19 protein-coding genes are annotated in these 23,996 nt (G+C 67.4%); 17 read left to right on the forward strand and 2 right to left on the reverse strand.

The window, feature by feature from the left end; all coding sequences use genetic code 11:
- Positions 1 to 148 precede the first annotated feature (148 nt).
- The 8 genes from D7252_RS10180 (at position 149) to D7252_RS10210 (ending at position 8,412) form a co-directional block, all read left to right on the forward strand.
- Positions 149 to 1,192 (forward strand): response regulator, encoded by a 1,044-nt coding sequence (locus D7252_RS10180; protein WP_120775288.1) that lies wholly within the window; start codon positions 149 to 151, stop codon positions 1,190 to 1,192.
- Positions 1,192 to 2,181, forward strand: a complete 990-nt coding sequence (locus tag D7252_RS10185; RefSeq protein WP_120775289.1) for an ATP-grasp domain-containing protein — start codon at positions 1,192 to 1,194, stop codon at positions 2,179 to 2,181. Before D7252_RS10180 ends, D7252_RS10185 begins: the two co-directional genes overlap by 1 nt.
- On the forward strand, positions 2,178 to 2,897 hold the full coding sequence (locus D7252_RS10190) for a PHP domain-containing protein (protein ID WP_120775290.1): 720 nt from the start codon (positions 2,178 to 2,180) through the stop codon (positions 2,895 to 2,897). The genes D7252_RS10185 and D7252_RS10190 overlap by 4 nt, the downstream gene beginning before the upstream one ends.
- Positions 2,890 to 4,377, forward strand: a complete 1,488-nt coding sequence (locus D7252_RS10195) for a glycosyltransferase (protein WP_120775291.1) — start codon at positions 2,890 to 2,892, stop codon at positions 4,375 to 4,377. Before D7252_RS10190 ends, D7252_RS10195 begins: the two co-directional genes overlap by 8 nt.
- A complete protein-coding gene (locus D7252_RS20065) occupies positions 4,374 to 4,517 on the forward strand; it encodes a hypothetical protein (protein ID WP_183055260.1) in 144 nt (47 codons plus the stop codon). The genes D7252_RS10195 and D7252_RS20065 overlap by 4 nt, the downstream gene beginning before the upstream one ends.
- Entirely contained in the window at positions 4,514 to 4,861 is a 348-nt protein-coding gene (locus tag D7252_RS10200) for a response regulator (protein ID WP_120775292.1), read from the forward strand. The genes D7252_RS20065 and D7252_RS10200 overlap by 4 nt, the downstream gene beginning before the upstream one ends.
- Complete coding sequence (locus D7252_RS10205; protein ID WP_120775293.1) at positions 4,858 to 6,648, forward strand: ATP-binding protein; 1,791 nt, start codon at positions 4,858 to 4,860, stop codon at positions 6,646 to 6,648. The genes D7252_RS10200 and D7252_RS10205 overlap by 4 nt, the downstream gene beginning before the upstream one ends.
- Before the next feature lie 75 nt (positions 6,649 to 6,723).
- On the forward strand, positions 6,724 to 8,412 hold the full coding sequence (locus D7252_RS10210; protein WP_120775294.1) for an ABC-F family ATP-binding cassette domain-containing protein: 1,689 nt from the start codon (positions 6,724 to 6,726) through the stop codon (positions 8,410 to 8,412).
- Positions 8,413 to 8,443: 31 nt separating this feature from the next.
- Here D7252_RS10210 and D7252_RS10215 read toward each other — a convergent pair whose 3' ends face one another.
- Positions 8,444 to 9,529, reverse strand: coding sequence for an FAD-dependent oxidoreductase (locus D7252_RS10215; protein WP_120775295.1), 1,086 nt, complete (start codon positions 9,527 to 9,529; stop codon positions 8,444 to 8,446).
- Positions 9,530 to 9,602: 73 nt separating this feature from the next.
- Between D7252_RS10215 and D7252_RS10220 the strand changes: the two genes are divergently transcribed.
- The 3 genes from D7252_RS10220 (at position 9,603) to D7252_RS10230 (ending at position 16,454) form a co-directional block, all read left to right on the forward strand.
- On the forward strand, positions 9,603 to 10,718 hold the full coding sequence (locus D7252_RS10220; RefSeq protein WP_120775296.1) for a GuaB3 family IMP dehydrogenase-related protein: 1,116 nt from the start codon (positions 9,603 to 9,605) through the stop codon (positions 10,716 to 10,718).
- Positions 10,719 to 10,775: 57 nt separating this feature from the next.
- Positions 10,776 to 11,534: an SURF1 family protein gene (locus D7252_RS10225; protein WP_120776903.1), complete on the forward strand. Its 759-nt coding sequence runs from the start codon at positions 10,776 to 10,778 to the stop codon at positions 11,532 to 11,534.
- A 273-nt stretch (positions 11,535 to 11,807) separates the two neighbouring features.
- Complete coding sequence (locus D7252_RS10230; protein WP_120775297.1) at positions 11,808 to 16,454, forward strand: ExeM/NucH family extracellular endonuclease; 4,647 nt, start codon at positions 11,808 to 11,810, stop codon at positions 16,452 to 16,454.
- A 176-nt stretch (positions 16,455 to 16,630) separates the two neighbouring features.
- On the opposite strand, the gene D7252_RS10235 is transcribed toward D7252_RS10230, so the two are convergent.
- A complete protein-coding gene (locus D7252_RS10235) occupies positions 16,631 to 17,434 on the reverse strand; it encodes a DeoR/GlpR family DNA-binding transcription regulator (protein WP_120775298.1) in 804 nt (267 codons plus the stop codon).
- A gap of 231 nt (positions 17,435 to 17,665) precedes the next feature.
- On the opposite strand from D7252_RS10235, the gene D7252_RS10240 reads away from it, so the two are divergent.
- From D7252_RS10240 to D7252_RS10265, 6 genes are all read left to right on the forward strand, one after another.
- Positions 17,666 to 18,964: a sugar ABC transporter substrate-binding protein gene (locus D7252_RS10240; RefSeq protein WP_120775299.1), complete on the forward strand. Its 1,299-nt coding sequence runs from the start codon at positions 17,666 to 17,668 to the stop codon at positions 18,962 to 18,964.
- Positions 18,965 to 19,050: 86 nt separating this feature from the next.
- Complete coding sequence (locus tag D7252_RS10245) at positions 19,051 to 19,974, forward strand: carbohydrate ABC transporter permease (RefSeq protein ID WP_120775300.1); 924 nt, start codon at positions 19,051 to 19,053, stop codon at positions 19,972 to 19,974.
- Positions 19,975 to 19,976: 2 nt separating this feature from the next.
- The gene (locus tag D7252_RS10250) at positions 19,977 to 20,822 is read left to right on the forward strand and encodes a carbohydrate ABC transporter permease (RefSeq protein WP_120775301.1); all 846 of its coding nucleotides are present in this window, start codon (positions 19,977 to 19,979) and stop codon (positions 20,820 to 20,822) included.
- Between the two features lie 47 nt (positions 20,823 to 20,869).
- A complete protein-coding gene (locus tag D7252_RS10255; protein WP_120775302.1) occupies positions 20,870 to 21,733 on the forward strand; it encodes a ketose-bisphosphate aldolase in 864 nt (287 codons plus the stop codon).
- A 31-nt stretch (positions 21,734 to 21,764) separates the two neighbouring features.
- Positions 21,765 to 22,973, forward strand: a complete 1,209-nt coding sequence (locus D7252_RS10260; RefSeq protein WP_251050687.1) for an ADP-dependent glucokinase/phosphofructokinase — start codon at positions 21,765 to 21,767, stop codon at positions 22,971 to 22,973.
- Positions 22,970 to 23,944 (forward strand): class I mannose-6-phosphate isomerase, encoded by a 975-nt coding sequence (locus D7252_RS10265; RefSeq protein WP_120775303.1) that lies wholly within the window; start codon positions 22,970 to 22,972, stop codon positions 23,942 to 23,944. The genes D7252_RS10260 and D7252_RS10265 overlap by 4 nt, the downstream gene beginning before the upstream one ends.
- Positions 23,945 to 23,996: the final 52 nt, after the last annotated feature.

Genomic DNA, 23,996 nt, shown 5'->3' on the forward strand with positions numbered 1-23,996 from the left:
AGCCGAGTCGCGCTGCGGAGTGTCGCGGAGCGTCTATGCCAGAATCGACATGACCCGCTCGACTTTCCCCGCGGATCCGGTGGATGAAGGCACCAGGACGCGACGCTGATCCCCGTCAGCAGGGAACCTCCCCAAGGAAGAGCCGTACATGCCTGAGGCAACCCCTCGCGTTCTCGTCGTCGACGACGACCCTGATGTCGCGCTGCTGGTGAAGACGGTCCTCGAACGACGGGCCGGCTGCATCGTCGACGTCGCCGAAGACGGCAACGCCGCGATCGCCCGCATGGCGGAAGTGCGCCCCGACGTCGTCGTCACCGATATCGAGATGCCCGGGCTCAGCGGCCTCGAGCTGCTTGCCGAGCTGCGGCGCACCGCGCCGAACATCCCGGTGATCGTCATGACGGCCCACGTCTCTGTCGATTACGCCGTCTCGGCGCTGCGCGCACAGGCCGACGAGTTCCTCACCAAACCGCTCGACAACGCGAAACTGGTCGAGGCCGTCACGCGGCTCGCCGAAGAAGGGCGTCGCCGTCGCGAAGCGGCGCGCCCGAAGGAGAGCGTCTTGGCGATCGGCGCGCACCCGGACGACGTCGAGATCGGCGTCGGAGGGCTTCTCGCCGCCCATGCCCACGCCGAGGACGAGATCACCATCCTCACGCTGTCGCGCGGAGCGCGCGGCGGCGATGCCGACAGCAGGCAGAGCGAATCGCTGGCGACGGCCGAGATGCTTGGAGCGCGACTGTTCGTGAAGGATCTGGTCGACACGGAGATCTCCGGCGGCGGCGCGACCGTCCGCCTCATCGAGGAAGTCGTGCAGGAGATCCAGCCGACCATCGTCTACACGCATTCCCACAACGACCGCCACCAGGACCACCGAGCCGTGAGCGAGGCCACCATCGTCGCGACGCGTCGGGTGGGGACCGTGGCCTGCTACCAGAGCCCGTCGTCGACGATCGACTTCCGCCCGACGCGCTTTGTGCGGATCGATCACTATCTCGACGACAAGCTCCGACTCCTGGAACGGTTCAGCACCCAGACCGGAACCCGCGACTACCTCTCGCCGGACTTCGTCACGGCGACGGCTCGGTACTGGTCCCGGTTCGGCGGCGGTCAGGCGGTCGAACCCCTGGAAGTGGTGCGCGAGACGGCAGAGTTCGTCGGCGCGCACGAACTCACACGACGGGAGAGCTGATGATGACGCGCGTTCTGGTTACCGGTGCCGGCGGACCCGCAGGTGTGGCCGTGATCCGCTCACTGCTGAACCGGGCGGACCTGACCGTGTTCGCCGCCGACATGGACGGCTGGGCCAGCGGCATCTATCTCGTTCCTCCGTCGCAGCGGCGACTCGTGCCTCCCGGGCGGGATACGGACTTCGTTCCGGCGATCGCCCGGATGGTGGTGGAGGACGACCTCGATCTCGTCATCTCGACGGTCGACGTCGAACTCATCGCCCTCGCCGATCGTCGAGACGAGCTCGCGCCGGCCGTGCTGGCGGCGCCGCCGTCAGAGACTCTGCACACGGCGCTCGACAAGCTCGCGCTCGCCCAACGATGCGCTCCCACGGGCCGCACCCCGCGGACGGTCCTGGCCGGACCCGCCGCGCTCGACATCGAGTGGGAGTTCCCGGCCTTCGCCAAGCCGCGCCAGGGGGCCGGCAGCCGCGGCATCCGCCTGGTTCCCGACCGCGCAGCTCTCGAAGCGCTGCCCACCGACGAAGACCTCATCGTGCAGGACTACCTGCCCGGCGAGGAGTATTCGGTCGACGTCATCGCCGATGCCGACGGGAACGTCGTCGCCGCCGTCCCGCGCACACGCGCCCGCGTCGATTCCGGCGTCGCGATCGCCGGACGCACCGTGCGCGACCCCGAACTCGAAGAGACCGCGGCGGCCATCGCCCGGGCGATCGGCCTGGTCGGCGTGGCGAACGTGCAGTTGCGCCGCGACCGAGCGGGACGAGCAGTGCTGCTCGAAGTCAATCCGCGCTTCCCCGGTGCGCTTCCCCTGACGATCGCCGCAGGCGTGGACATCCCGTCTCTGGTCGCCGACCTGTTCCTCGGTCGCGAGATCCCGGCTCGGATCCCCTTCCGTGAGGTCGCGTCCGTGCGGTTCCTGGAGGACGTGATCGTCGAGGTCGACGAGCTGCTCGTCTCGGAACACGCCGGACATCAGGAGGAGCAGTGAGCCATCCGGCTCTGCGGGGCGACCACCATGTGCACTCGTCCTTCTCGGACGATGCCGTCTCGACTCTCGCCGAGAACGTCGCGGCCGCCGCGGGCGTCGGTCTGCACACGGTGCGCCTGGTGGACCACGTCCGCGGGAGCACCACCTGGGTCCCGGAGTATCTCGCTGCCGTGCGCGGACTGGTCGTGCCCGACGGGCTCCGGGTGCTCACCGGCGTCGAAGCGAAGATCCTCGATGCATCCGGTGAGTTGGACATCCCCCCGCTTCCCGAGGGCATCGACCGCATCCTCATCGCCGACCATCAGTTCCCCGCTGCGGACGGGCCCCTCGGCCCGACGGCCGTGCGCGGACGCATCGCCGACGGCTGGGCAGCCGATGACGTCCTCGACATGCTGGTCTCCGCGCTGATCGCCTCGATGCGTCGGCACCCGGGGAATCAGCTCGCGCACTGCTTCTCCATCCTGCCGAAGATCGGTCTGTCGGAGGACGCTCTCGGGGATCAACGCATCGACGCCTGGGCGCGTGCGGCAGCAGAGACCGACACGCTCGTCGAGGTGAACGAGAAATGGGGCTGCCCGGATCTCGGGGCGCTCGCCGCTCTGCGCAGAGCCGGAGCCGAGATCGTCGCGTCGACCGACAGCCATGTGGCGTCCGACGTCGGGCGGTACAGCCGGGTGACCGCGCTGCTGGCCGCCGAAGAGGCCGCCCATGGCTGACCTCACCTGGCTGGAGACCGTGCTGGTCGTCTTCCTGCTCCTGTGCGTCTTCATCGGGACCCTGCCCGTCATCAACACCGCGTGGCAGTTCCTCATGCTGCCTCTCCACGCTTTCCGCAATCACTACGCGGAGGCGGCGCCCTATCACCCGAACGTCGCCGTCATCATCCCCGCCTGGAACGAAGGGCTCGTCATCGGTGCCGCGATCGAGCGGCTGCTGCAGCTCGAGTACCCGGTCGACCGGCTCCGAGTGTTCGTCGTGGACGACGCCTCGACCGATGACACCCCGGCGGTCGTCCTGTCGAAGGCGGCTGCACACCCCGGCCGGGTCGTGCACCTCCGGCGGGACAAGGGCGGCGAGGGCAAGGCCCACACCCTCAACCATGGACTCGACGTGGTGCTCGCGGATGCGTGGACGGAGGCGGTGCTCATCATGGACGCCGATGTCATCTTCGCCCGGGATTCGCTGCGCAAGCTCAGCCGTCACCTCGCCGATGAGAAGGTCGGCGCCGTCACCGCGTACATCCCCGAAGCCAGCCGGGACCGCAACTACCTCACGCGGTTCATCGCCATCGAGTACGTGATCGGTCAGCTCTCCGCCCGTCGAACGCAGAACGTCGGGGGAGCGATCGCCTGCCTCGCCGGCGGGGCACAGCTGCATTCGCGCGCGAACCTCGAGGCGATCGGCGGACGCATTCCCACCGGCACCCTGGCCGAAGACACGATGACCACGTTCGAGGGGCAGCTCAAGGGGCGGCGGATGGTCTTCGAGCCGCACGCGGTCGTCGGCGCCGAAGAACCGCGCACGATCGACAGCCTCTGGAAGCAGCGGCTGCGTTGGGCGCGCGGCAACGTGCAGTTGACCTCGATCTACCGGCGACTCTGGTTCCGCCCGAGTCGCACGCACAATCTGGGCAGCGTGTCGTTCGGGCTGGCGTGGTTCACGATCCTGCTTCTTCCTGTCTTCATGGTGCTCGCCTCCGCAGCCATGCTCACCCTTCTCCTCCTGCACAGCGACATCGCCGAGTTCGTCTTCCGCTTCATGTGGATCTTCGCGGCGTGCGTGTATCTCTACTCGATGATCTACGCCGTGCAGCTGGACCCTCGCATCGGGCGGCAGTCCTGGCGGGAAGCACTCATGTTCCCGGGGCTCGGCGCGCTGATCCTGATGGCCATCGCCCTGTTCCCGTGGATCTTCGAGCAGGGCCTGGCGCAACTCGGGCTCGCGGTGACAGACGACACACGGTTCCTGTGGGCTGTGCTCTTCTACAGCTGGGGACCGATCTCGTTGCTCGGAATCTGGCTCGCGCGGGCCATCGAATCGCTTCCCGGCGGGCGTTTCTTCGCCGGACTGCTGCTCTACATCTGCGGCTTCGGCTCGCTGCTGTGCGCCATCACGGTTGATTCCTACATCAAGGAGTGGCGCCGAGCCGACGCCTCTTGGATCAAGACCGAGAAGATCGGACGGGTCGACTCATGACTCAGGCACCATCGGAGAAAGCCGAGGTCGACGAGATCGCCACGGATGCGCGGCGCGAGCGGCGTCTGATCCCGCAGGCGCTGTTGTCGCTGGCCGTGGTCGTCGTGGTCGTCGTCGTGAGAGAGCTTCTCCTCCGATGACCGGTCGGCCACTGGCCCTCGTCGTCGAGGATGCGGCAGACCAGGCGGCGCTGCTGCGTCGCTATCTGGAACGCGAGGGTTTCGACGTGTTCGTCGCCGTCGACGCGGAATCCGCGATCGCCGCCTTCCCCGAGATCGATCCCGTCGTCGCCGTCCTCGACCTCCTTCTGCCGGGGATCTCGGGTCAGGAATGCGCACGCCTGGTGCAGAAGCGATTCCCCGGGTGCTTCCTCATCATCAGCTCGGTCTTCGACGCTGCGGACTACCCGCCCGCGGATGCCGCGTTGCCGAAGCCCATCATCGGTGCGCACCTGCACGCCATCATCGCGGGGGTGCCGCGGTGAGGGCGACTCCGCTCGATCGTGCAGGGAGCCGGTGGTACCGGACCTTCGACAACCCGAGCCCGTTGGTCAAGCAGTCTCCCACGGTCATCGCCACCATCCTCGCCGCACTGCTGACGTGGTGGAATGCGGATCTGCCTTTCACTCATTTCGGTGCCGCTGCCGCGGGGATCGTCATCGTGCTGCTCGCGACCGTCCAGGCCGCAGTGTTGAGCGCTCGGCACGTGTACGACGGATGGGTCGTACTCCTCATCCCGATGATCGACATCGTGGGGCTCGGTCTGTTCCGCGCAGGAACGGGCGGAGCGGCCTCGCTCTTCTCCTCTTTCGTGCTGCTGCCCGCCGTGTGGATCGCGGCGGCTCCGGGCATCCGCTACGTCTTCGTCGTGGGCGGGTTGACCTCTCTCGCGCTGCTCATGCCGTATTTCGCGGATCCTCCCGGCAACTGGGTCGCCTGGCTGCGCGGTGTCGTCGCCCCCCTCGTGTTCGCCGCCGTCGCCGCGGTCGTCAACGAGCTGTCCCGCCAGCAGCGCGAGCGGGCGGAACAGGCGGAGGAACTCGTGGGGGAGCGCACGGCCGCACTCGCCGACAACGTCAAGATGATCGTGCAACTGCGCGAGAAAGAGCATCAGTACCGGTCTCTCGTGGAGTCCTACGAGGGTCTGTGGTCGTCGATCACGGCCCAGGCGGTCATCGCGACCAACCGGCACGGCGTGATCACGGCATGGAACCCCGGGGCGGAGCGGCTGCTGGGCCTCTCCTCCGCAGAGGCGCTGAACGACGTGCGCGTCGACCGGTTCTTCTCCGAGTCCTCGTTGGTCGCTCTGGCGAGCGACTGCACCCAGGAGCAGCTCAGCGCGCTCGACGCGGACCTGCCGCCGGGGCTGCGGGCCCTCTTCGCCGGCGCGGACGACGAGGAGACCGCGGAGAGCGATGTCGATGTGGTGACGGCTTCCGGCACCCCCGTGCCGTCCCGGGTGACGGTGAATCCGTATCGAGACGGTTCCGGTACCCAGCAGGGATACCTGCTGGTGGTGACCGACGAGAGCAAGGCGGTCGAGGTCGCGCGGATGAAGGACGAGTTCGTCGGGATGATCTCCCATGAGCTGCGGACCCCGCTGAGTGCCATCATCGGCTTCCTCGACCTGCTGCAGAACGACCCGGCGCAGCCGCTCACCGACGAGCAGCAGGAGTTCGTGGGAATCATCGAGCGCAACGCGCAGCGCCTGCTCACCCTCGTCGGCGACCTGCTCTTCACCGCGCAGGTCGAATCCGGTCGCTTTCCGCTGGATCGCGCGGAGGCCGATGTGGCCGAACTCGTCCGTGCCGCCGTCGCCTCTTCGGGGCCGCATGCGCAGCGCGGGGGCATCGAGATATCGGCCGAGGTCGACGCCGACTCCATCCGGCTCCTCCTCGACGCGAACCGTATCGGCCAGGCCCTCGACAACCTGCTGTCGAACGCGATCAAGTTCACCCCGCGCGGGGGGCGTGTCACCGCTCGCGCCCGGATCGTCGACGGCGGGGTGGAGCTCTCGGTGCGCGACACGGGCGTCGGCATCCCCGAAGACGAGCAGGGGATGCTGTTCACCCGTTTCTTCCGGGCCTCCACGGCGACCAGGAACGCGGTTCCCGGCGTGGGGCTGGGCCTCACCATCACCCGTGCGATCGTCCTCGCCCACGGCGGCACGATGGATGTGACCAGCAAGGAAGGCGTGGGCACCGAGTTCCGCTTCGTGCTGCCGTCTGCGCCGAAGACCGAGACGCTGAGGACGCTGAGCCGCGCGGACTGAGAACGCGTCATCCAACGCTGCGCCATCTGATAGCCTGGTCGGCTCGCTGTGCGGGCGGAAGGACGGCCACGCACCGTGGGATACATCGATGTTTCCGGAGTGGCGCTGACGCTGCCGGACGGCAGACCGCTTCTCGACGAGGCGACGTTCCGGGTGGGCGCGGGTTCGACGAGCGCTCTGATCGGCCCGAACGGCGCAGGAAAGACGACTCTGCTGCGGATCATCCGTGGCGATCAGGCAGCCGAGTCCGGCGTCGTGACCATCGACGGCGGGTTGGGTGTGATGGACCAGTTCGTGGGGCACGGTGAGCCCGGCCAGACGGTGCACGACCTGCTGGTGGGTGTCTCCCCTGCACGCGTTCGGGCCGCAGCCGTGGCGCTCGAGGTCGCCGAGAACGCGCTGATCGAGAGAGACGAGAACGATACGCAGATGGCGTACGCCTCGGCGATCACGGAGTATGCGGATGCCGGGGGCTACGAGCACCAGACCGTCTGGGATCAGTGCACGGTGAGCGCGTTGGGCGTGCCGTTCGAACGGGCGAGGTTCCGCGAACTGACGTCATTGTCCGGCGGTGAGCAGAAGCGACTGGCGCTCGAGGCTCTGTTGCGGGGGCCTGACGAGGTGCTGCTGCTCGACGAGCCGGACAACTACCTCGACGTCCCGGCGAAGCGGTGGCTCGAGGAGCGGCTCCGGGAGACGTCGAAGACCGTGCTTCTCGTGTCTCACGACCGCGAACTTCTCGCCCGTGCCGCCGACCGCCTGATCACGCTCGAGCCCGGTGGTGCCGGCTCGACGGCGTGGGTGCACGGCGGCGGTTTTGCGACGTATCACCAGGCGCGTGCCGACCGGATGGATCGGCTCGACGAGCTTCGGCGGCGCTGGGACGAACAGCACGAGAAGCTGCGCACCCTCGTGGCGAACCTGAAGGTGAAGGCATCGGCGAACGACGGCTTCGCTTCGCGGTACCAGGCGGCGCAGACACGTCTGCGGAAGTTCCAGGAAGCGGGGCCGCCTGAAGAACGCCCGCCGGCTCAGGACTTCGACATGCGGTTGCGCGGCGCCCGCACCGGCAAACGTGCCGTCGTGGCGTCTGCTCTCGAGCTGACCGGGCTCATGCGGCCTTTCGACGCCGAGATCTGGTACGGCGACCGGGTCGCCGTCCTCGGCTCCAACGGGTCAGGCAAGTCGCACTTCCTGCGGCTGCTGGCTCGTGGGGGCAGCGATCCGGATCCCACCCTCGGGCACGTCACCTCGGCCGCTGAGCAGGTGAGCGACGTGCCGCACACCGGCAGAGCGACCCTCGGCGCGCGCATCGTTCCGGGGTTGTTCGCGCAGACGCACGCGCATCCGGAGTTCGTCGGGCGTTCGCTCCTCGACATCCTGCATCGCGGTGATGACCGACGCGACGGGATGCCGCGGGATGCGGCGAGCTCGGCACTGGACCGCTACGGTCTGGTGCGCCAGTCGAAGCAGACCTTCGAGTCTCTCTCGGGGGGACAGCAGGCGCGGTTCCAGGTGCTGCTGCTGGAACTGTCCGGAGCGACGCTGCTGCTGCTCGACGAACCGACGGACAACCTCGACCTGGAGTCGGCGGAAGCCCTGGAGGATGCGCTGGTGCGCTACGCGGGGACGGTTCTCGCCGTCACCCACGACCGGTGGTTCGCGCGCTCCTTCGACCGGTTCCTGGTCTTCGGGTCGGACGGCGACGTCTACGAGTCCGACGCCCCGGTGTGGGACGAACGGCGGGTGGTGCGGGCGCGCTGAGCGTTCCCTGAGGGGAGGGCGCGGCGAGGCGTCAGGACAGGCGGAACGGCTCCGCCGCGCGCGCACCAGGGTCGAGGGCCAGGTCGGCGAGGACGGCGCCGATGCCGGTGGCGAATTTGAAGCCGTGACCGGAGAAGCCGGCACCGACGACGGTCCGTCCTCGCCGATCCAGCACGAACGTGCCATCGTCGGTCGACGTGTAGGTGCAGCTGATCGGGACCGCGGATGCCGCGTCGAGTCCTGGCAGCCACTCCCGCACATATTCGCTCAAAGCCTGCTGATGCGTCGCGCGGTGCGGGCGCCCGTCCGGATCGACCTGGTCTCCGACCCCGTGGAATCCCACCTTCACGCCTTCGCCGGGTGTCGGCATCCCGTACACGGTGGCAGGATGGCGGTCCGGATCCACGTAGTGGTTGAACGACGGCCAGGGGGAATCCGTGCCGGGGCGGAAGTGCGCCGGCGTCTCCTCTGTGACGGTGAGCCGAGGCAGCCCGAACCGACCGAGAAGTTCGGAACTCCACGCGCCCGCTGTCACGACCGCGGTGTCGGCGTGCACTCGGCTTCCGTTCGCGAGGGCGAGGACGACGCCCTTCGCGTCCTCGCCGATGTGCGCCACCGGCGTGCGCCAGCGCACTTCGCCACCGCCCGCGATGATGCGCTGTTCCAGCGCGCGGAGCGCGTCGGACGCGCGGATGACCCCGGCATCCGACGACCACAGGACGACACCTTCGAATCGCATGCCCGGCCATCGGGTTGCGGCACCCGTCGCCGTGAGGAGCTCGGCGGCGATGCCGCGCGCGACCAGACGATCCCGCACCGCGGCGACGTCGAGCCGACCGTGTGTCACCAGCCCGTGCAGGCGCAGCAGGGGCTCGCCGTCCACAGGCCCGAGGGTGTCCCAGCCCTCGCGGGAGCGCATCAGAAGGTCGAGATAGTGCTCCTCGGCGTAGGCGTTGTTGAAGTTACGGGTCGCCCCGTGGGAGGCACCCTGGTGATGACCGCGCGCGAACTGCTCCAGCACGACCGGTCGGAGCCCCCGCCGCGTCAACTCCCAGGCGGTCGCGAGACCCATCACTCCGCCGCCGACGACGGCGACGTCCACGGCATCCGTCTCCATGGTTCCTCCGCTTCTCGTTCCAGTCTCCCAGCCGCAGGACGTCTTGAGCGCCGGGTAGGCTGGACGGGTGACCATGGAGATCGAGCTCGGCCGAGGAAAGCGCGCCCGTCGCGCGTACACCTTCGATGACATCGCGGTGGTGCCGTCGCGTCGCACGCGCAACCCCGAAGATGTCTCGACCGCCTGGACCATCGATGCGTTCGGATTCGACATCCCCGTGCTCGGTGCGCCGATGGACTCGGTCGTGAGCCCGCAGACCGCGATCATGCTCGGCCAGCTGGGCGGACTCGGCGTCCTCGATCTCGAGGGGCTGTGGACGCGTTACGAGAACCCGGAACCTCTCCTCGCGGAGATCGCGGGTCTCGACGAGCACGAAGCGACCGTGCGCATGCAGCAGCTGTACTCCGAGCCCATCAAGCCGGAACTCATCACCCGCCGCATCGCGGAGGTTCGTGAGGCGGGGGTCACGGTCGCCGGCTCCCTCACCCCGCAGCGCACCCAGGAGTTCTACGACACGGTCGCCGCGGCCGGCGTCGACCTGTTCGTGATCCGCGGCACGACGGTCTCGGCCGAGCACGTGTCGAGCGTCGCCGAGCCGCTCAACCTCAAGAAGTTCATCTACGACCTCGACGTCCCCGTCATCGTGGGCGGCGCGGCGACGTACACGGCGGCACTGCATCTCATGCGCACCGGAGCGGCCGGCGTGCTCGTCGGCTTCGGCGGAGGGGCCGCGTCGACGACGCGCGCGACCCTCGGCATCCATGCGCCGATGGCCACGGCGGTCTCCGATGTCGCCGCCGCGCGTCGCGACTACCTCGACGAGTCGGGCGGCCGTTACGTGCACGTCATCGCCGACGGTGGAGTCGGCACGTCCGGCGACATCGTCAAGGCTCTCGCCATGGGAGCGGATGCCGTGATGCTCGGTGTCGCGCTCGCTCGCGCCACCGACGCGCCGGGGCGCGGCTTCCACTGGGGCCCCGAGGCGCACCACGCGAAGCTTCCCCGTGGGCGTCGCGTCGAGGTCGGCGGCATCGGCACCCTCGAGGAGATCCTCTACGGCCCGGCCCCGGTCGCCGACGGCACGGCGAACCTGATCGGCGCGCTGCGCAAGTCCATGGCGACCACCGGGTACTCCGACCTCAAGGAGTTCCAGCGGGTCGAGGTCGTGCTCGCGCCGTACGAGGCCTGAGGCACTGCGCGCACCGTGACGACTCCGCAGCTGTTCCCACCGACCCTTCGCGAGGTCATGCTCCGGGGACGATGGATCGGCATGCTGGTGCTGTGCCTGATCGTCGCCGCGGTGTTCGCCTGGCTCGGTCAATGGCAACTGGAGCGCGCCATCGAGACCGATCCGCCGCCCGCAGGGGCGACCGAGCAGGTGCGCCCGCTGACCGACGTGGTCGAGCCGGGGGAGTACCTGCCGGAGCCGCTGGTCGGTCAGCGCGTCGAGACCTCGGGAACCTGGATCGCCGACGACTTCCTGGTCGTTTCCGGCCGGTTCAATGACGACGTCGAGGGGTTCTGGGTGACGGGTCAGCTGCGCGTCGCCGATCGCACCTCGATCGCCGTGGCGGTCGGCTGGGCAGCCGACCGAGAGAGCGCCGATGCCGCGCTCGCCGCGCTCGCCGCGGAAGCCGACGGATCCACCGTGGAGGTGACGGGTCGCATCATCTCCGACGAGGGGCCGGCACTGCCGCCGCGTGACGACCCCGACCGGATCGACCGGATGTCGACGGCGGCTCTCCTGAGCCGCTGGCACGACGTCGAGCAGCTCGATGTGTACCGCCCGTATCTCGCGTCGACGTCGGGGGCCGCAGGTCTGGCCGACATCTCCTCGCCGGCGCCGGAGGAGCAGTCCCCGGTGAACTGGCTCAACATCTTCTACGCGGTCGAGTGGGCCATCTTCGCCGGCTTCGCGTTCTACCTCTGGTACCGCCTGGCGAAAGACGCCTGGGAGCGCGAGGTCGAAGAGTTCGAAGAGGCTGCGGGCGCGGCGTCCGCCTGATCCGATGTCGCCATCAGAGCCGGCGTCGCCGCTCGAATGGACTCCGGAGGGAGCGCATCCGCGCACTGCTTTCCGCGCGCCTGAGCAGTGACCCCCCGGGAGCATCGACCAATGGCCATGATCCGGTGAGCGGCGGGTGACCAATCGGCAAACTCCGTTGAGGATGTCGGAACCGCTCCGTATGCTCGCAAACATGTGTGCGGGCTGGGAGAACCCGGTGCGCACCGTGTCAGATCTTGAGATGTCGCACCACCGACCGAGGAGACAGCACCGATGACGTCCGCTCCCGACGAGAACCGCGCGGTTCCCGTCACGCACCGTAGAAACAGGGGGCGCATCGGCGCTCTCGCCGTGACCTGTGTGGCAGCCTTGGGCTTCGGCTCGCTGACCGCCGTTCCCGCCGTCGCCGCTCCCGACGGATCGGGCGTCGTCATCAACGAGGCCTACCTGTCCGGAGGCAGCGCCGGCGCCGCGTTCAAGAACAAGTTCGTGGAGCTCCACAACCCCACGTCCGCTCCGGTCACCCTCGACGGCATGTCGCTGCAGTACCGTTCGGCCACGGGCACGGGCAACTCCAACGGGGTCGCGCCGCTGACGGGCGTCATCCCGGCGGGCGGCCACTACCTGGTGCAGGCCAACAGCAACGGCGCGAACGGTGCCGCGCTGCCCGAGCCGGATGCCGTGAGCACGCTGACTCCGAGCGGTACCACCGGCACGCTGGCCCTCGTCGAGGGCACCGCGGCCGTCAACCTGACTCCCGGCTCGGTCGTGGGCGTCGACGGCGTGATCGATGTTCTCGGCTACGGGACCTCGAAAACGTTCGAGGCGAAGGCGGCCACCGCGCCGGCGGGGAACACCGACGTCAAGTCGCTGAACCGCACCGACGGCGTCGACACCGACGACAACAGCGCGGACTTCAGCCTGTCGGCGTCGATCACCCCGCAGGCGTCGGGCGGCACCGCACCCGACCCGGATCCCGATCCCGATCCCGACCCCGGCACGGAGCCGGCCACGGCGACGATCGCCGAAGTGCAGGGAACGACCGACGTCTCGCCGCTGAGCGGAAAGACCGTCAAGGTCGAGGGCGTGGTCACCGCCGACTACCGCACCGGCGGCTACAAGGGCATCGTCATCCAGACCCAGGGCTCCGGCGGCGCGACCGACGCGACACCGGGCGCTTCCGACGGCGTGTTCGTCTTCCTGAACGCGCTGGCCCCGACCCTGGCGGTCGGCGACCTCGTCTCGGTGACCGGTTCGGTCAGTGAGTACTTCGGCCAGACGCAGCTGAACCCCGCCACGGCGACCGACATCACCGTCGTCACGGCAGGCGTCGGCGTTCCGGCCGTCACGCCCCTGCCGGCAACCGTCGTCGGCTCCGACCGCGAGCAGTACGAGAACATGTACGTCGCGCCGGAGGGCACGTACCGACTCGCGTCCAGCCACCAGCTCTTCAACTTCGGCACACTGTGGCTGAACGCCGGAGACGAACTGAACGTCAAGAGCACCGAGACCGTGCGTCCGGGCGACGAGGCCTCCGCCATCGCTGCGGCCAACCGGGCCAACCGCGTCCTGCTCGACGACGGTTGGTCGATCCAGGTGTCGAACAACGGTCACCCCGGCGAGCAGCCGTACTTCACCGAAGACGTCGTCGTCCGCAACGGTGACACCGTCGACTTCAGTGACGAGGGCTACGTCCTGCAGTGGGGCTTCAACGACTGGCGTCTCCAGCCGACCGTGCCCATCGACGACTCGTCATCGGCTGACCTCAAGGTCGGCTTCGAGGCCACGAACCCGCGACCCTCGACGGCCCCCGAGGTCGGCGGCGACGCGCAGGTCGCATCGTTCAACGTCTACAACTACTTCACGACGTTGAAGTCGGAGAACTCCAACGCCCGCGGCGCGGCCAACGCGGCGCAGTTCGCCATCCAGAAGTCGAAGATCGTCGCGGCGATCAACGGCCTGGACGCGGAGATCGTCTCGCTCATGGAGATCGAGAACTCGGTCAAGCTGGGCAAGCCGATCGACGCGGCGCTCAAAGACCTGGTGGCCGGGCTGAACGACGATGCCGGCAGCGAGGTGTGGGACTACGTGCCGACGCCCGCCGCGCTCAACAGCGCAGCGACCACCGACTACATCACCAACGCGATCATCTACAAGAAAGATGCCGTCACCACGGTGGGTGACAGCGCGACCATCACCGATGAGACCGTCTGGGGTAACGCCCGTGAGCCGATCGCCCAGGCGTTCGACATCGACGGACGCGTCGTCACCGTCGTCGCGAACCACTTCAAGTCGAAGTCGCCGCCCGAGGGTGCGGGTGCTGAGCCCGCCGACGGCCAAGGCTTCTTCAACGCCGATCGGGTGAAGCAGTCGAACGCTCTCCTGGCGTTCACGGCTGAACTCGAGGAGACCTCGGGGAGCAGCGACATGCTGCTCATCGGAGACTTCAACGCCTACGGCAAGGAAGACCCGATCGACGTCTTCACCTCGAAGGGGTGGACCGACGTGGCCGCAGACCAGGCGCCGGGCCAGTACAGCTACACGTTCGACGGTGAGCTCGGCTCACTCGACCACGTGATCGCGTCGCCGTCGCTGACCGAATCGATCACGGGAGCCGGCATCTGGGGGATCAACTCCCCGGAGTGGAGCGACCGTGGCTACGCGTACGGCGCGACGGAGGAGGGCACGCCCTACCGCTCCAGCGACCACGACCCGATCATCGTCGGTGTCTCCTCGGAGATCCCGCCGGTGAGCATCGATGTCGTCACCATCAACGACTTCCACGGTCGGCTGGAGGCAGACGGTGCCGCGGCAGGAGCCGCGGTCGTCGCAGGTGCTGTCGACCAGTTCCGCGAGGCGAACCCGAACACGATCTTCGCCGGAGCCGGCGACCTGATCGGCGCGTCGACCTTCACCTCGTTCATCAACGATGACAACCCGACGATCGATGCGCTCAACGCCGCCGGTCTCGAGGTCAGCTCCGCCGGCAACCACGAATTCGATCAGGGCTGGGAAGACCTGCGTGATCGCGTCCAGGACCGCGCGGAATTCGAGTACATCGCGTCGAACGTGTTCGTCACCGAGACGGGTGAGCCTGCGCTCGCTCCGTCCTGGGTGAAGGAGCTCGACGGCGTGAAGGTCGGATTCATCGGCGCCGTCACGGAAGACCTCGGCTCGTTGGTCTCGCCCGACGGCATCGCCGACCTCGAGGTGCGCAGCATCGTCGAGTCGGTCAACGCGGTGGCCGACGACCTCCGCGACGGAGACGCCGCCAACGGTGAGGCAGACGTCATCATCCTCCTGGCGCACGAAGGCGCCGAGAGCACCGCGCTCGCCGACATCACCGAGGACTCGCCGCTCGGCGAGATCGTCTACGGTGTCGACGAAGACGTGGACGCCATCGTGTCCTCGCACACTCACCTCGCGTACAACCACGTCATCGACGGCCGTCCGGTCGTCTCGGCGGGCCAGTACGGCGAGAACCTCGGGCTGATGAACGCGCAGGTCGATCCCGAGACCAAGGAGCTCATCTCGATCACCAACGAGATCAAGCCCCTCACCGCCGCAGGCAAGCCGCTCTACCCGGCGGATCCCGAGGTCGCTGCGATCGTTGCGAAGGCGAAGGCCGACGCCGACGTGCTGGGCGCGGTCAAGGTCGGAGACATCACCGCCGACCTCAACCGGGCACGCCAGAGCGACGGCAAGACGGAGAACCGCGGTGGCGAGTCCACCATCGGCAACTTCGTGGCCGACGTGCAGAAGTGGTCCACGGGTGCTGATGTGGCACTGATGAACCCCGGCGGAATCCGGGCGAACCTCACCTTCGCCTCGGCCGGAGCATCGGATCCCGACGGGAACGTCACCTACCGCGAGGCGGCGACGGTCCAGCCGTTCGCCAACACGCTGGTGACGCTGACGCTCACCGGTGATCAGCTGAAGGGTGTGCTCGAGGAACAGTGGCAGCCCGCGGGTTCCGCGCGGCCGTTCCTGAAGCTCGGCGTCTCGGAGGGACTCGTGTACACCTACGACCCCGCTGCGGCACAGGGCTCGCGTATCACGTCCATCACTCTTGACGGCTCGCCGATCGACCCGCAGGCGAACTACACGGTCGCCGCGAACTCGTTCCTCGCGGGCGGTGGCGACAACTTCGCGACCTTCAAGGAAGGCGCGGACAAGCGCGACACCGGCAAGATCGACCTGCAGTCGATGGTCGACTGGTTCGACGCGAACAAGACCGCGAGCCCCGACTACGCCCAGCGTGCCGTCGGAGTCTCGGTCAGCGCAGCGGACGCCGACGGCTACAGTGCCGGTGACCAGGTGACGGTGTCACTCTCGTCGCTCGCGTTCAGCGCGGGCGAGCCCGCCCCTGGCGAGGTCTCCCTCTCCTTGGGCGACGCTCAGCTGGCGGCTGGCGCGATCGATCCGACCGTCGTCGACGCGACGGACGAGGTGGGACGGGCGAGCCTCACGTTCACGGTGCCGTCCGGAGTGTTCGGCGAGCAGCAGCTCACCGTCGCGGTGGCAGGCACCGGCACGACCGTGCAGGTTCCGTTCACGATCGCCGGGGAGGCCGAGTTCGCCGGGACGATCGATCTCGGGTCCTCCAAGGTGGCGGCGGGCAAGAAGCTCGCCCTCACGGGTGAGGGATACCAGCCGGGTGAGACGGTGACCGTCGAACTGCGACCGAAGAAGGGTCAGGCGATCGACCTCGGCACCGTCCAGGTCGAGGACGACGGCACGTTCGCCGCTTCGCCCACGGTTCCGAAGAACACTCAGCCCGGCAAGTACACCGTCGCTGTGTCGCAGGCCGACGGGGACGAGGCGACAGCCACCGTCACCGTCAACCGGGCCGGCGGAGTCGGCAGCATCATCAAGGACATCTTCGACTGGGTCTGGGACCTCATCACCGGATGGTTCTGATTCGCCGAGTGACATGACAGAGGCCGCCGGGGATCCCGGCGGCCTCTGTCATGTTCAGGCTCCGCAACTTCTGCGGGCGACAGCAACTTCTGCGGCCACACCGGCGACTCGAGGCCGCAGAAGTTCGGCCAGGCCGTTCGAACGACCCGCCGGCATGAGCGTCGCGGGAGCAGCGGTCAGGGAGTGAGCACCTGCACGTCGGCCTGCGCGAGCGCCGCGGCGATCCGTGGGGGCAGGGGAGCATCTGTGATCAGGTAGTCGGCGCGGTCCAGGAGTGCGATCTGCGCGAAGAAGCGGCGTCCGATCTTGGTGGAGTCGGCGAGAATGGCGGTGCGCTCTGCGCGCTGGATCATCTCGGACATCATCGCGGCATCACCGAGGTTGGATGTCGAGTACCCGGCTTCGTCCACAGCGCCGACCGCGATGAGCGCCAGGTCGCAGCGGATGTCGACCTCCGGACCCCCCGGGGTCATGGTGAACGTCACCGGGCCGGTCGTGGCCTGAGTGATCGAACGCACGGCACCGCCGAACACGTAGAGGTCGCGGAAGACCGAGGGGGACAGCTCTCCGGGGATGCGCAGGTTGTTGGTGGCGATCGTCAGGTCGTGATGGTTCCGCAGCGCCCGTGCGACGGCGAGCGTCGTCGTGCCCGCGTTGAGCATGATGACGGAGCCGTCTTCCACGAGCCCCGCTGCGATCCGGGCGATCCGCTCTTTCTCCTCGGTCTGCACGCGCATGCGCACGTCGAGTGCGCGGTCTTTCAAGGGTCCGCTCGCGGAGCTGACGGCGCCGCCGTGCGTGCGGACGAGCACGCCCTCGCGATCGAGCTGGTCGAGGTCTCGCCGAATCGTGTCGATCGAGACCCCGAAGTGCTCTGCGAGGTCGCCGACCGTCACCTGGCCCGTCTGCTCGACATAGCTGGCGAGATCGGCCTTGCGGCCCGCGGGAAGGCGGCGCCGTGCCGTTCCGGATGCATCCATGACCTCATCTCTAGCACATTCGCCTCCACAACACGGCATAGTCCTGCAGAAAACCGCATTCGTCATGGATCCCGCTCAGCGCGGCGATATGCACGATCCCGGCGTTGGCGGGGGTGATTGTTACCAACCGGTGCTTGACCAAGCTGCAGATGTCGGCATAACATGGCTCAAAACCGCATGAACAAGCATTGAAGCGCGTGATGCGGCACGATCTCGAAGAGGAGAGAAGTGATGAGCACAGTGGGACGAGGACGCAGACGAACCCGAACGATCGTCGGCGTCACGACCGCAGCGGTTACCCTTCTGGTCGTCGCGGGCTGCACGCCCGCCACGTCTGGGGACAGTGGCGGCGACGGCGAGAATGTCACGATCGAATTCGCCCAATGGTGGGAGCCCGAACTGCCAGACGGCGAGTTCCGCGCACTCATCGACAGGTTCGAGGAGGCCAACCCCGAGATCACTGTCGAACTGGTCAGCGGACCCTATGCCTCGACGAAGGAGCAGCTGTTCGCCGGGGCCGCATCCGGCACCATGCCTGATGTCGTCGGTCTCGACGGCGCGTGGGTGAACGACTTCGCCTCCCAGGGCGTGATCGCCGATCTCACCGCTCTCATGGAGGAGAACGACTACGACGACAGCCAGCTCGCCAGCCAGGTCCAGGTCGACGGCAGCACCTACATGATCCCCGTGGTGAATTTCGTCTACCCGATGTTCACCAACGACGATCTTCTGGCCGAGGCCGGGGTCGACGCACCACCCACGACACGAAGCGAATTCGCGGATGCCGCCGCCAAGGTCTCAGCCCTTGGCGGGGATGTCTCCGGGTGGGTGCTTCCGTTGTCGCAGGAGACTCCGAACGGTGTGCAGAACGACGTCATGTCGTGGGTGTGGGCCTCCGGAGGATCGATGCTGGACGACGGGCAGCCCGACCTGACGAACGACGACGTGACTTCTGCGGTCGACTACATCGGCGGACTTTGGGACGACGGCGTGATCGCGTCGGGATCGTTCACGATGAAGGAGCAGGACAAGGTCGAGGAGTTCACCAACGGTCGAGCCGGCATGATGATCGATTCGCTGGCCCACATCAATCTCATCCGTGAGACGAACCCCGACCTGAACTTCTCGATCTCGGCGATCCCTGCCGAGGAAGGGTACGACGGCGAGCGCGGTATCCCCTATGCATCGTGGGGGATCGGGGTCGCGGAGAACTCCGAGCACAAGGATGCCGCTTTCAAGCTCGTGTCCTACCTGATGAGCCAGGAGACCAATTCCGAACTGTCGACCATGGCGAAGGCCTTCCCGGGCAACTCGGAATCTGTTCCCGATTTCGTCGCCGACGACGAGCTGTTCGCCCAGGCGTTCGAGATCTACCAGGCGGGGTACCCCGCGAACGAGTTCACCGGCCTCCCCGTCGCGGAAGAGCTCATGCGTCTCCTCGGAGAGCAGCTCCAGTCCGCGTTCGACGGGCAGCAATCGATCGATGACGCGCTGAAGAAGGCTCAAGAGGCCTGGGAAGCGGAGTTCTGATCTCCCGTCCTTTGTCTCTCGCCTGAACGGGGTGCCGCATCGCCGATGCGGTGCGGCACCCGACCAACCAAGGAGCACCGGTTCCCATGAGCCTGAGAACGACCGACGACACCGAGGTGATCGTCACCGGCGTCGCCCTGTCGCGTCGGCGCCGCCAGCTGCGTAAGACCACAGAGTCCTACGCCTTCCTCTCGCCGACGATCCTGCTGCTGCTCGTGCTGATGATCGTGCCGATCGTCATGGTGATCGGGTATTCGTTCCAGGACAACGTCATCCTGAACAAGACACCCGAGTTCGTCGGTATCGCGAACTTCGTCCAGGTCCTCACCGACCCCGGGTTCTGGAAGGCGACAGGCAATACCCTCATCTTCACGATCGGGAGTGTGATCGCGCACCTCATCCTGGGTCTGGGCTTCGCCATGATGCTCAACAGCTCTCTGCTCGGCCGTGTCACCCGTTCGCTTTTCCGAGCGCTCTACGTCCTCCCGTGGCTTTTCACCGTGGCGGTGATCGCCGTCCTCTGGCGCATGCTGCTCGCCCCGAACGGTGTCATCAACTTCCTGCTCAACACCGACATCGAATGGTTGGCCTCGCCGCAGCTGGCGCTCGGCACCATCACGTTCATCAACATCTGGGCGGGCTATCCGTTCTTCATGGTGAGCCTGCTCGCCGGACTTCAGGGCATCCCGAACGAGCTGAACGAAGCGGCCACGGTCGACGGAGCAAGTGCGACTCAGCGGTTCTGGAACGTCACCATCCCGCAATTGCGCCCGATCATCGTCAGCCTCGTGCTCCTCGACCTGATCTGGACCTCGCAGCAGTTCGCCCTCATCTGGATGACGACCGGCGGTGGCCCGATCGATGTGACCGAAGTGCTCAGCACCTTCACCTACAAGCTGGCGTTCGCCAAGTACGACTTCTCGCTGGCGGCGACCTCGGCCGTGCTGGTGCTGCTGATGTCGATGGTTCTCGCCGTGTTCTACGTCCGTCACCAGAAAGCGAGGGACTGACCGTGGCTCTCACCGTCAAGAACCAGCGCCGGGTCGCGAAGACCGGCGTCACCATCGGCCTCATCCTCGGTGCGGTGTTCGCCGCGGGACCTGTGCTGTGGATGCTGTCGAGCTCGTTCAAGTCCAACACGCAGATCTTCGAGCTGCCCCCGCGGCTGCTCACCGAGACGTTCTCGTTCGACGCCTACATCGCCATCTTCAGCAGCGCCGAGACGATGCGGTTCTTCTTGAACAGCTACATCGTGGCCGGAGCGGTGACCGTGCTGACGCTGATCGTCGCGATCCAGGCGCCTTACGCATTCAGCAGGTTCGACTTCCGCGGCAAACGCATCCTCAACGTCGTGATCGTGAGCGTTCAGGCGGTGCCGCCGATCACCCTGCTGATCCCGTACTTCGGGCTCATGGTGGCGCTCGGCCTGTACAACTCGTACGCCGGTCTCATCCTCACGTACATGGTCTTCACCCTGCCCTACGCGATCATCATGATGACCGGCTACTTCAATACGCTGCCGCGGGAACTCGACGAGGCCGTCCGCGTCGACGGCGCAGGCTCCATGACCGCGCTGTGGCGGATCCTCGTGCCGATCTCCGTTCCGGGCATCGTCTCGGTCGGCATCTACACCTTCATGATCGCGTGGAACGAGTACCTCTTCGCGCTGACGCTCACTCGCACCATCGACATGCGCACCGTCCCTATCGGCATCCAGCTGCTCATGGGGCAGCACTCCTACGAGTGGAACCAGATCATGGCGATGAGTGTGCTCGGCTCGATCCCGGTGCTGGTGCTGTTCCTCTTCTTCCAGCGCTACTTCATCAGCGGTCTCACGGCCGGATCGGTGAAGAGCTGACGAGCGTCCGCCCTTGCCCCAGCCCACCAAAGAAACAGGAGAATCACGTGCTCTACACCGGTAAATCCATCCTCGATGTCGCCAATGCGAACAACTTCGCGATCCCGGCGTTCAACATCAGCGACTGGGCGATGTTCAACGGCATCATGGACATCAGCGAGGAGAAGGCCGCCCCGGTCATCATCGCCATCCACCCCGACGAGGTGTCCCACATCACAACCGACCTGATTCCGGCGATGCGCTCGCGCGCGCACCGCTCGAGCGTGCCGGTCGCGATCCATTGGGATCACGGCGGCACGTACGAGCAGATCATCGCAGCGATCCACGCGGGGTTCACCTCGGTCATGATCGACGCCTCACTGCTGCCGTTCGAGGAGAACGTCGCGCTCACGCGCAAGGTCGTCGAGGCGGCACACGCGGTGGGCGTGCAGGTCGAAGGTGAGCTCGGCACGATCGGAGCCAACGACAGCTACGGCGAGTCCGGTGCGGCAGAGATCATCTACACGAACCCGGCTGATGCGGTGCGGTTCGTGAAGGAGACGGGCGTCGACAGTCTGGCGATCGCGATCGGCACCTCGCACGGGCTGTACCCCACCGAGAAGAACCCTGAGCTGCGCCACGACCTCCTCGAGGAGATCAAGGCCGCCGTCGGCATCCCGCTGGTGCTGCACGGGGGGTCATCCAACCCTGATTCGGAGTTGCGCCGGGCCGTCGAATTGGGCGTGAACAAGATCAACATCTCCAGCGACATCAAAGTGTCGTACCACAACCGCATGCGGGAGATCCTCGGAACGGATCAGCGCCTGCGTGAGCCGAATGCGATCCAACCCGAGCCGATCGCGGCGATGAAGGTGACCGCGGCTGAGAAGATCGACCTGTTCGGTGCAGACGGCAAAGCCGGGTTGTACTGAGCGGTGGCGGGGGAAAGTGGGGCGATCGGACATGATCGGCGACGTGGACGGTCAGCTGGTGCTCGGGCTCGGCGGAACCGTCGACTACGAGTTGCGGTGGGACTCGGCCGTGCTCGAACGGCTCGCCCAGCGGCACCGCGTGCGGCAGGACGAGCTGACGGTGACCGCGACGATCATCGACGAGCGCTCGCTTCTCCTCACGGTTCTCGCGTTCATGGCGAGCGGCTCCGGTGGTGAACGGTTCGTCGCGTCGTCCGACGTGGTCGAGCGCTTCGCCGCACACTTCGCGTACGACGTGACCCTCGGCGGCACCGGCGTGCGGGCAGGGCTGGTGCTCGATGCCCTCGGCATCGCCAGCGTGCAGCATCTGGTGAGCATCGACGACAACGTGCGACGGTTGCTCCCGGACGGCATCACGATCGTGTCGTCCGCCGAGACCGACAGCCTGGACCCGCACCTGATCGTGCAGTATCCGACTGGGGCGCGCGTCGGGCTGGTCGACGGCGAGGTAGTCTCGCCCGGCGCCAACCGGCTCATCTTCGCCAACGATCCTCCGAATCGTTCGATGGCGATCGCAGCAGACCTCGCGGAGGAGCTCGAGCGGGCTTCGGCGTTCCTCATCTCGGGTTTCAACACGATGCAGGATCACGATCTGCTCACGCAACGGCTCGACGAGCTGCGTGCAGCGATGCGGCGCCTTCCTCCCGGTGCACTCGTGTACTACGAGGATGCCGGTTTCTACACGCGCGCCTTCGCAGACACGGTGCGGAGCCGACTGCTGCCCTCCATCGACGTCTACGGCATGAACGAGGATGAGCTGCAGGAGTACCTCGGCCGCACGGTCGACCTGCTCGATCCGCTGGCTGTGGCGAGCGCGCTCGGTGAGGTCCGCACGATCATCCCGGTTCCCGCCCTGGTGGTGCACACGCGGTACTGGGCGCTCGCGACCGGACCTGATGCGGCCCGGCACCGCCCGGCGCTGGAAAGCGCGGTACGCGTGGCAGCGACGCGTTATCGCTGCGGCGACGGCTTCACCGCAGCGGACGCCCAAGAGACCGCGTCGATGCGTCGGCACGACGGGGGAGTGGCCCTGGTGCGTTCGATCGAAGAGATGATCCCGGATGCCGTGGGCGTCGCCGCTTTCGCGCTCGACGTGGAGACGCCCACGACGGTCGGCCTCGGCGACACGTTCGTCGGTGGCTTCCTCGCCGTCCTCCTCCAGCCGAGGGCGCAGGCATGAACCCGATCGTCCTGCCGGCCAACCGCCCGCCGGAGCGTTTCTACCGTGGTGGTGCCCGCATCTCCGCGTTCCGCGGCGAAGCCCACGCGGCACCGCGGGAGCCGGAGGACTGGGTCGGCTCCACCACGACGATCCGCGGTGAGGAGCGTCTCGGCCTGACGTTGCTTCCCGATGGGCGGTTTCTCCGCGACGCGATGGCCGCGGACCCGGTGGCCTGGCTCGGCAGCGCCCACGTGCAGCGGTGGGGCGCGGACGCCCGCCTGCTGGTGAAGCTCCTCGATGCCGGACAGCGGCTGCCCGTGCACGCTCATCCGCATGATGACTTCGCCGCCTCGCACCTCGGACGCGCGCACGGCAAAGCCGAAGCCTGGTACATCCTCGAGGGCGGTGTCGTCCATGTCGGACTCCGCGAAGACGTGTCGACGCTGACACTCGCCGACCTCGTCTTCCGTCAGGACGTCGAGGGGCTCCTGGGCCTCTTGCACACTATCGAGGTCAAGCCGGGCGACGTCGTGTGGGTCCCGCCGGGGGAACTGCACGCGATCGGCGACGGGGTCCTGCTGGTCGAACTCCAGCAACCCGAAGATCTGTCGATCCTCCTCGAGTGGGCGGGATTCGAGATCGACGGTCCGGGCGAGGGGCATCTCGGGCTCGGCTTCGATGTCGCACTCACGGCGGTGACCACGACCGGTCGTCCTTCCGCAGAGATGGGCGGGCTCGTGCAGGCGGCGCCACCGTCAGGGTCTGTCTTCCCTCACGCGGCTGACGAGTACTTCCGCCTGGAGCGGCTTCCCCTGCGCGGCACGGAGGTGCTGCACCCCGGATTCGCGATCGTGATCGTGATCGACGGGGTGGTCGAAGTGGCAGGCCAGCCCGTAGCCACGGGAGCGACAGTGCTCGTCCCCGCCGCAGCGCGCCATGAGGTCAGCGGCCACGGAGAGCTGCTGATCGCGCGCCCGCCGACGCCATGAGGACCGGTCGGTTCCGGCGGATGCGGCACCGGACGCGCCGTCTAGACTGGGT

The organism is Microbacterium sp. CGR2, from assembly GCF_003626735.1.
GTDB lineage: Bacteria > Actinomycetota > Actinomycetes > Actinomycetales > Microbacteriaceae > Microbacterium.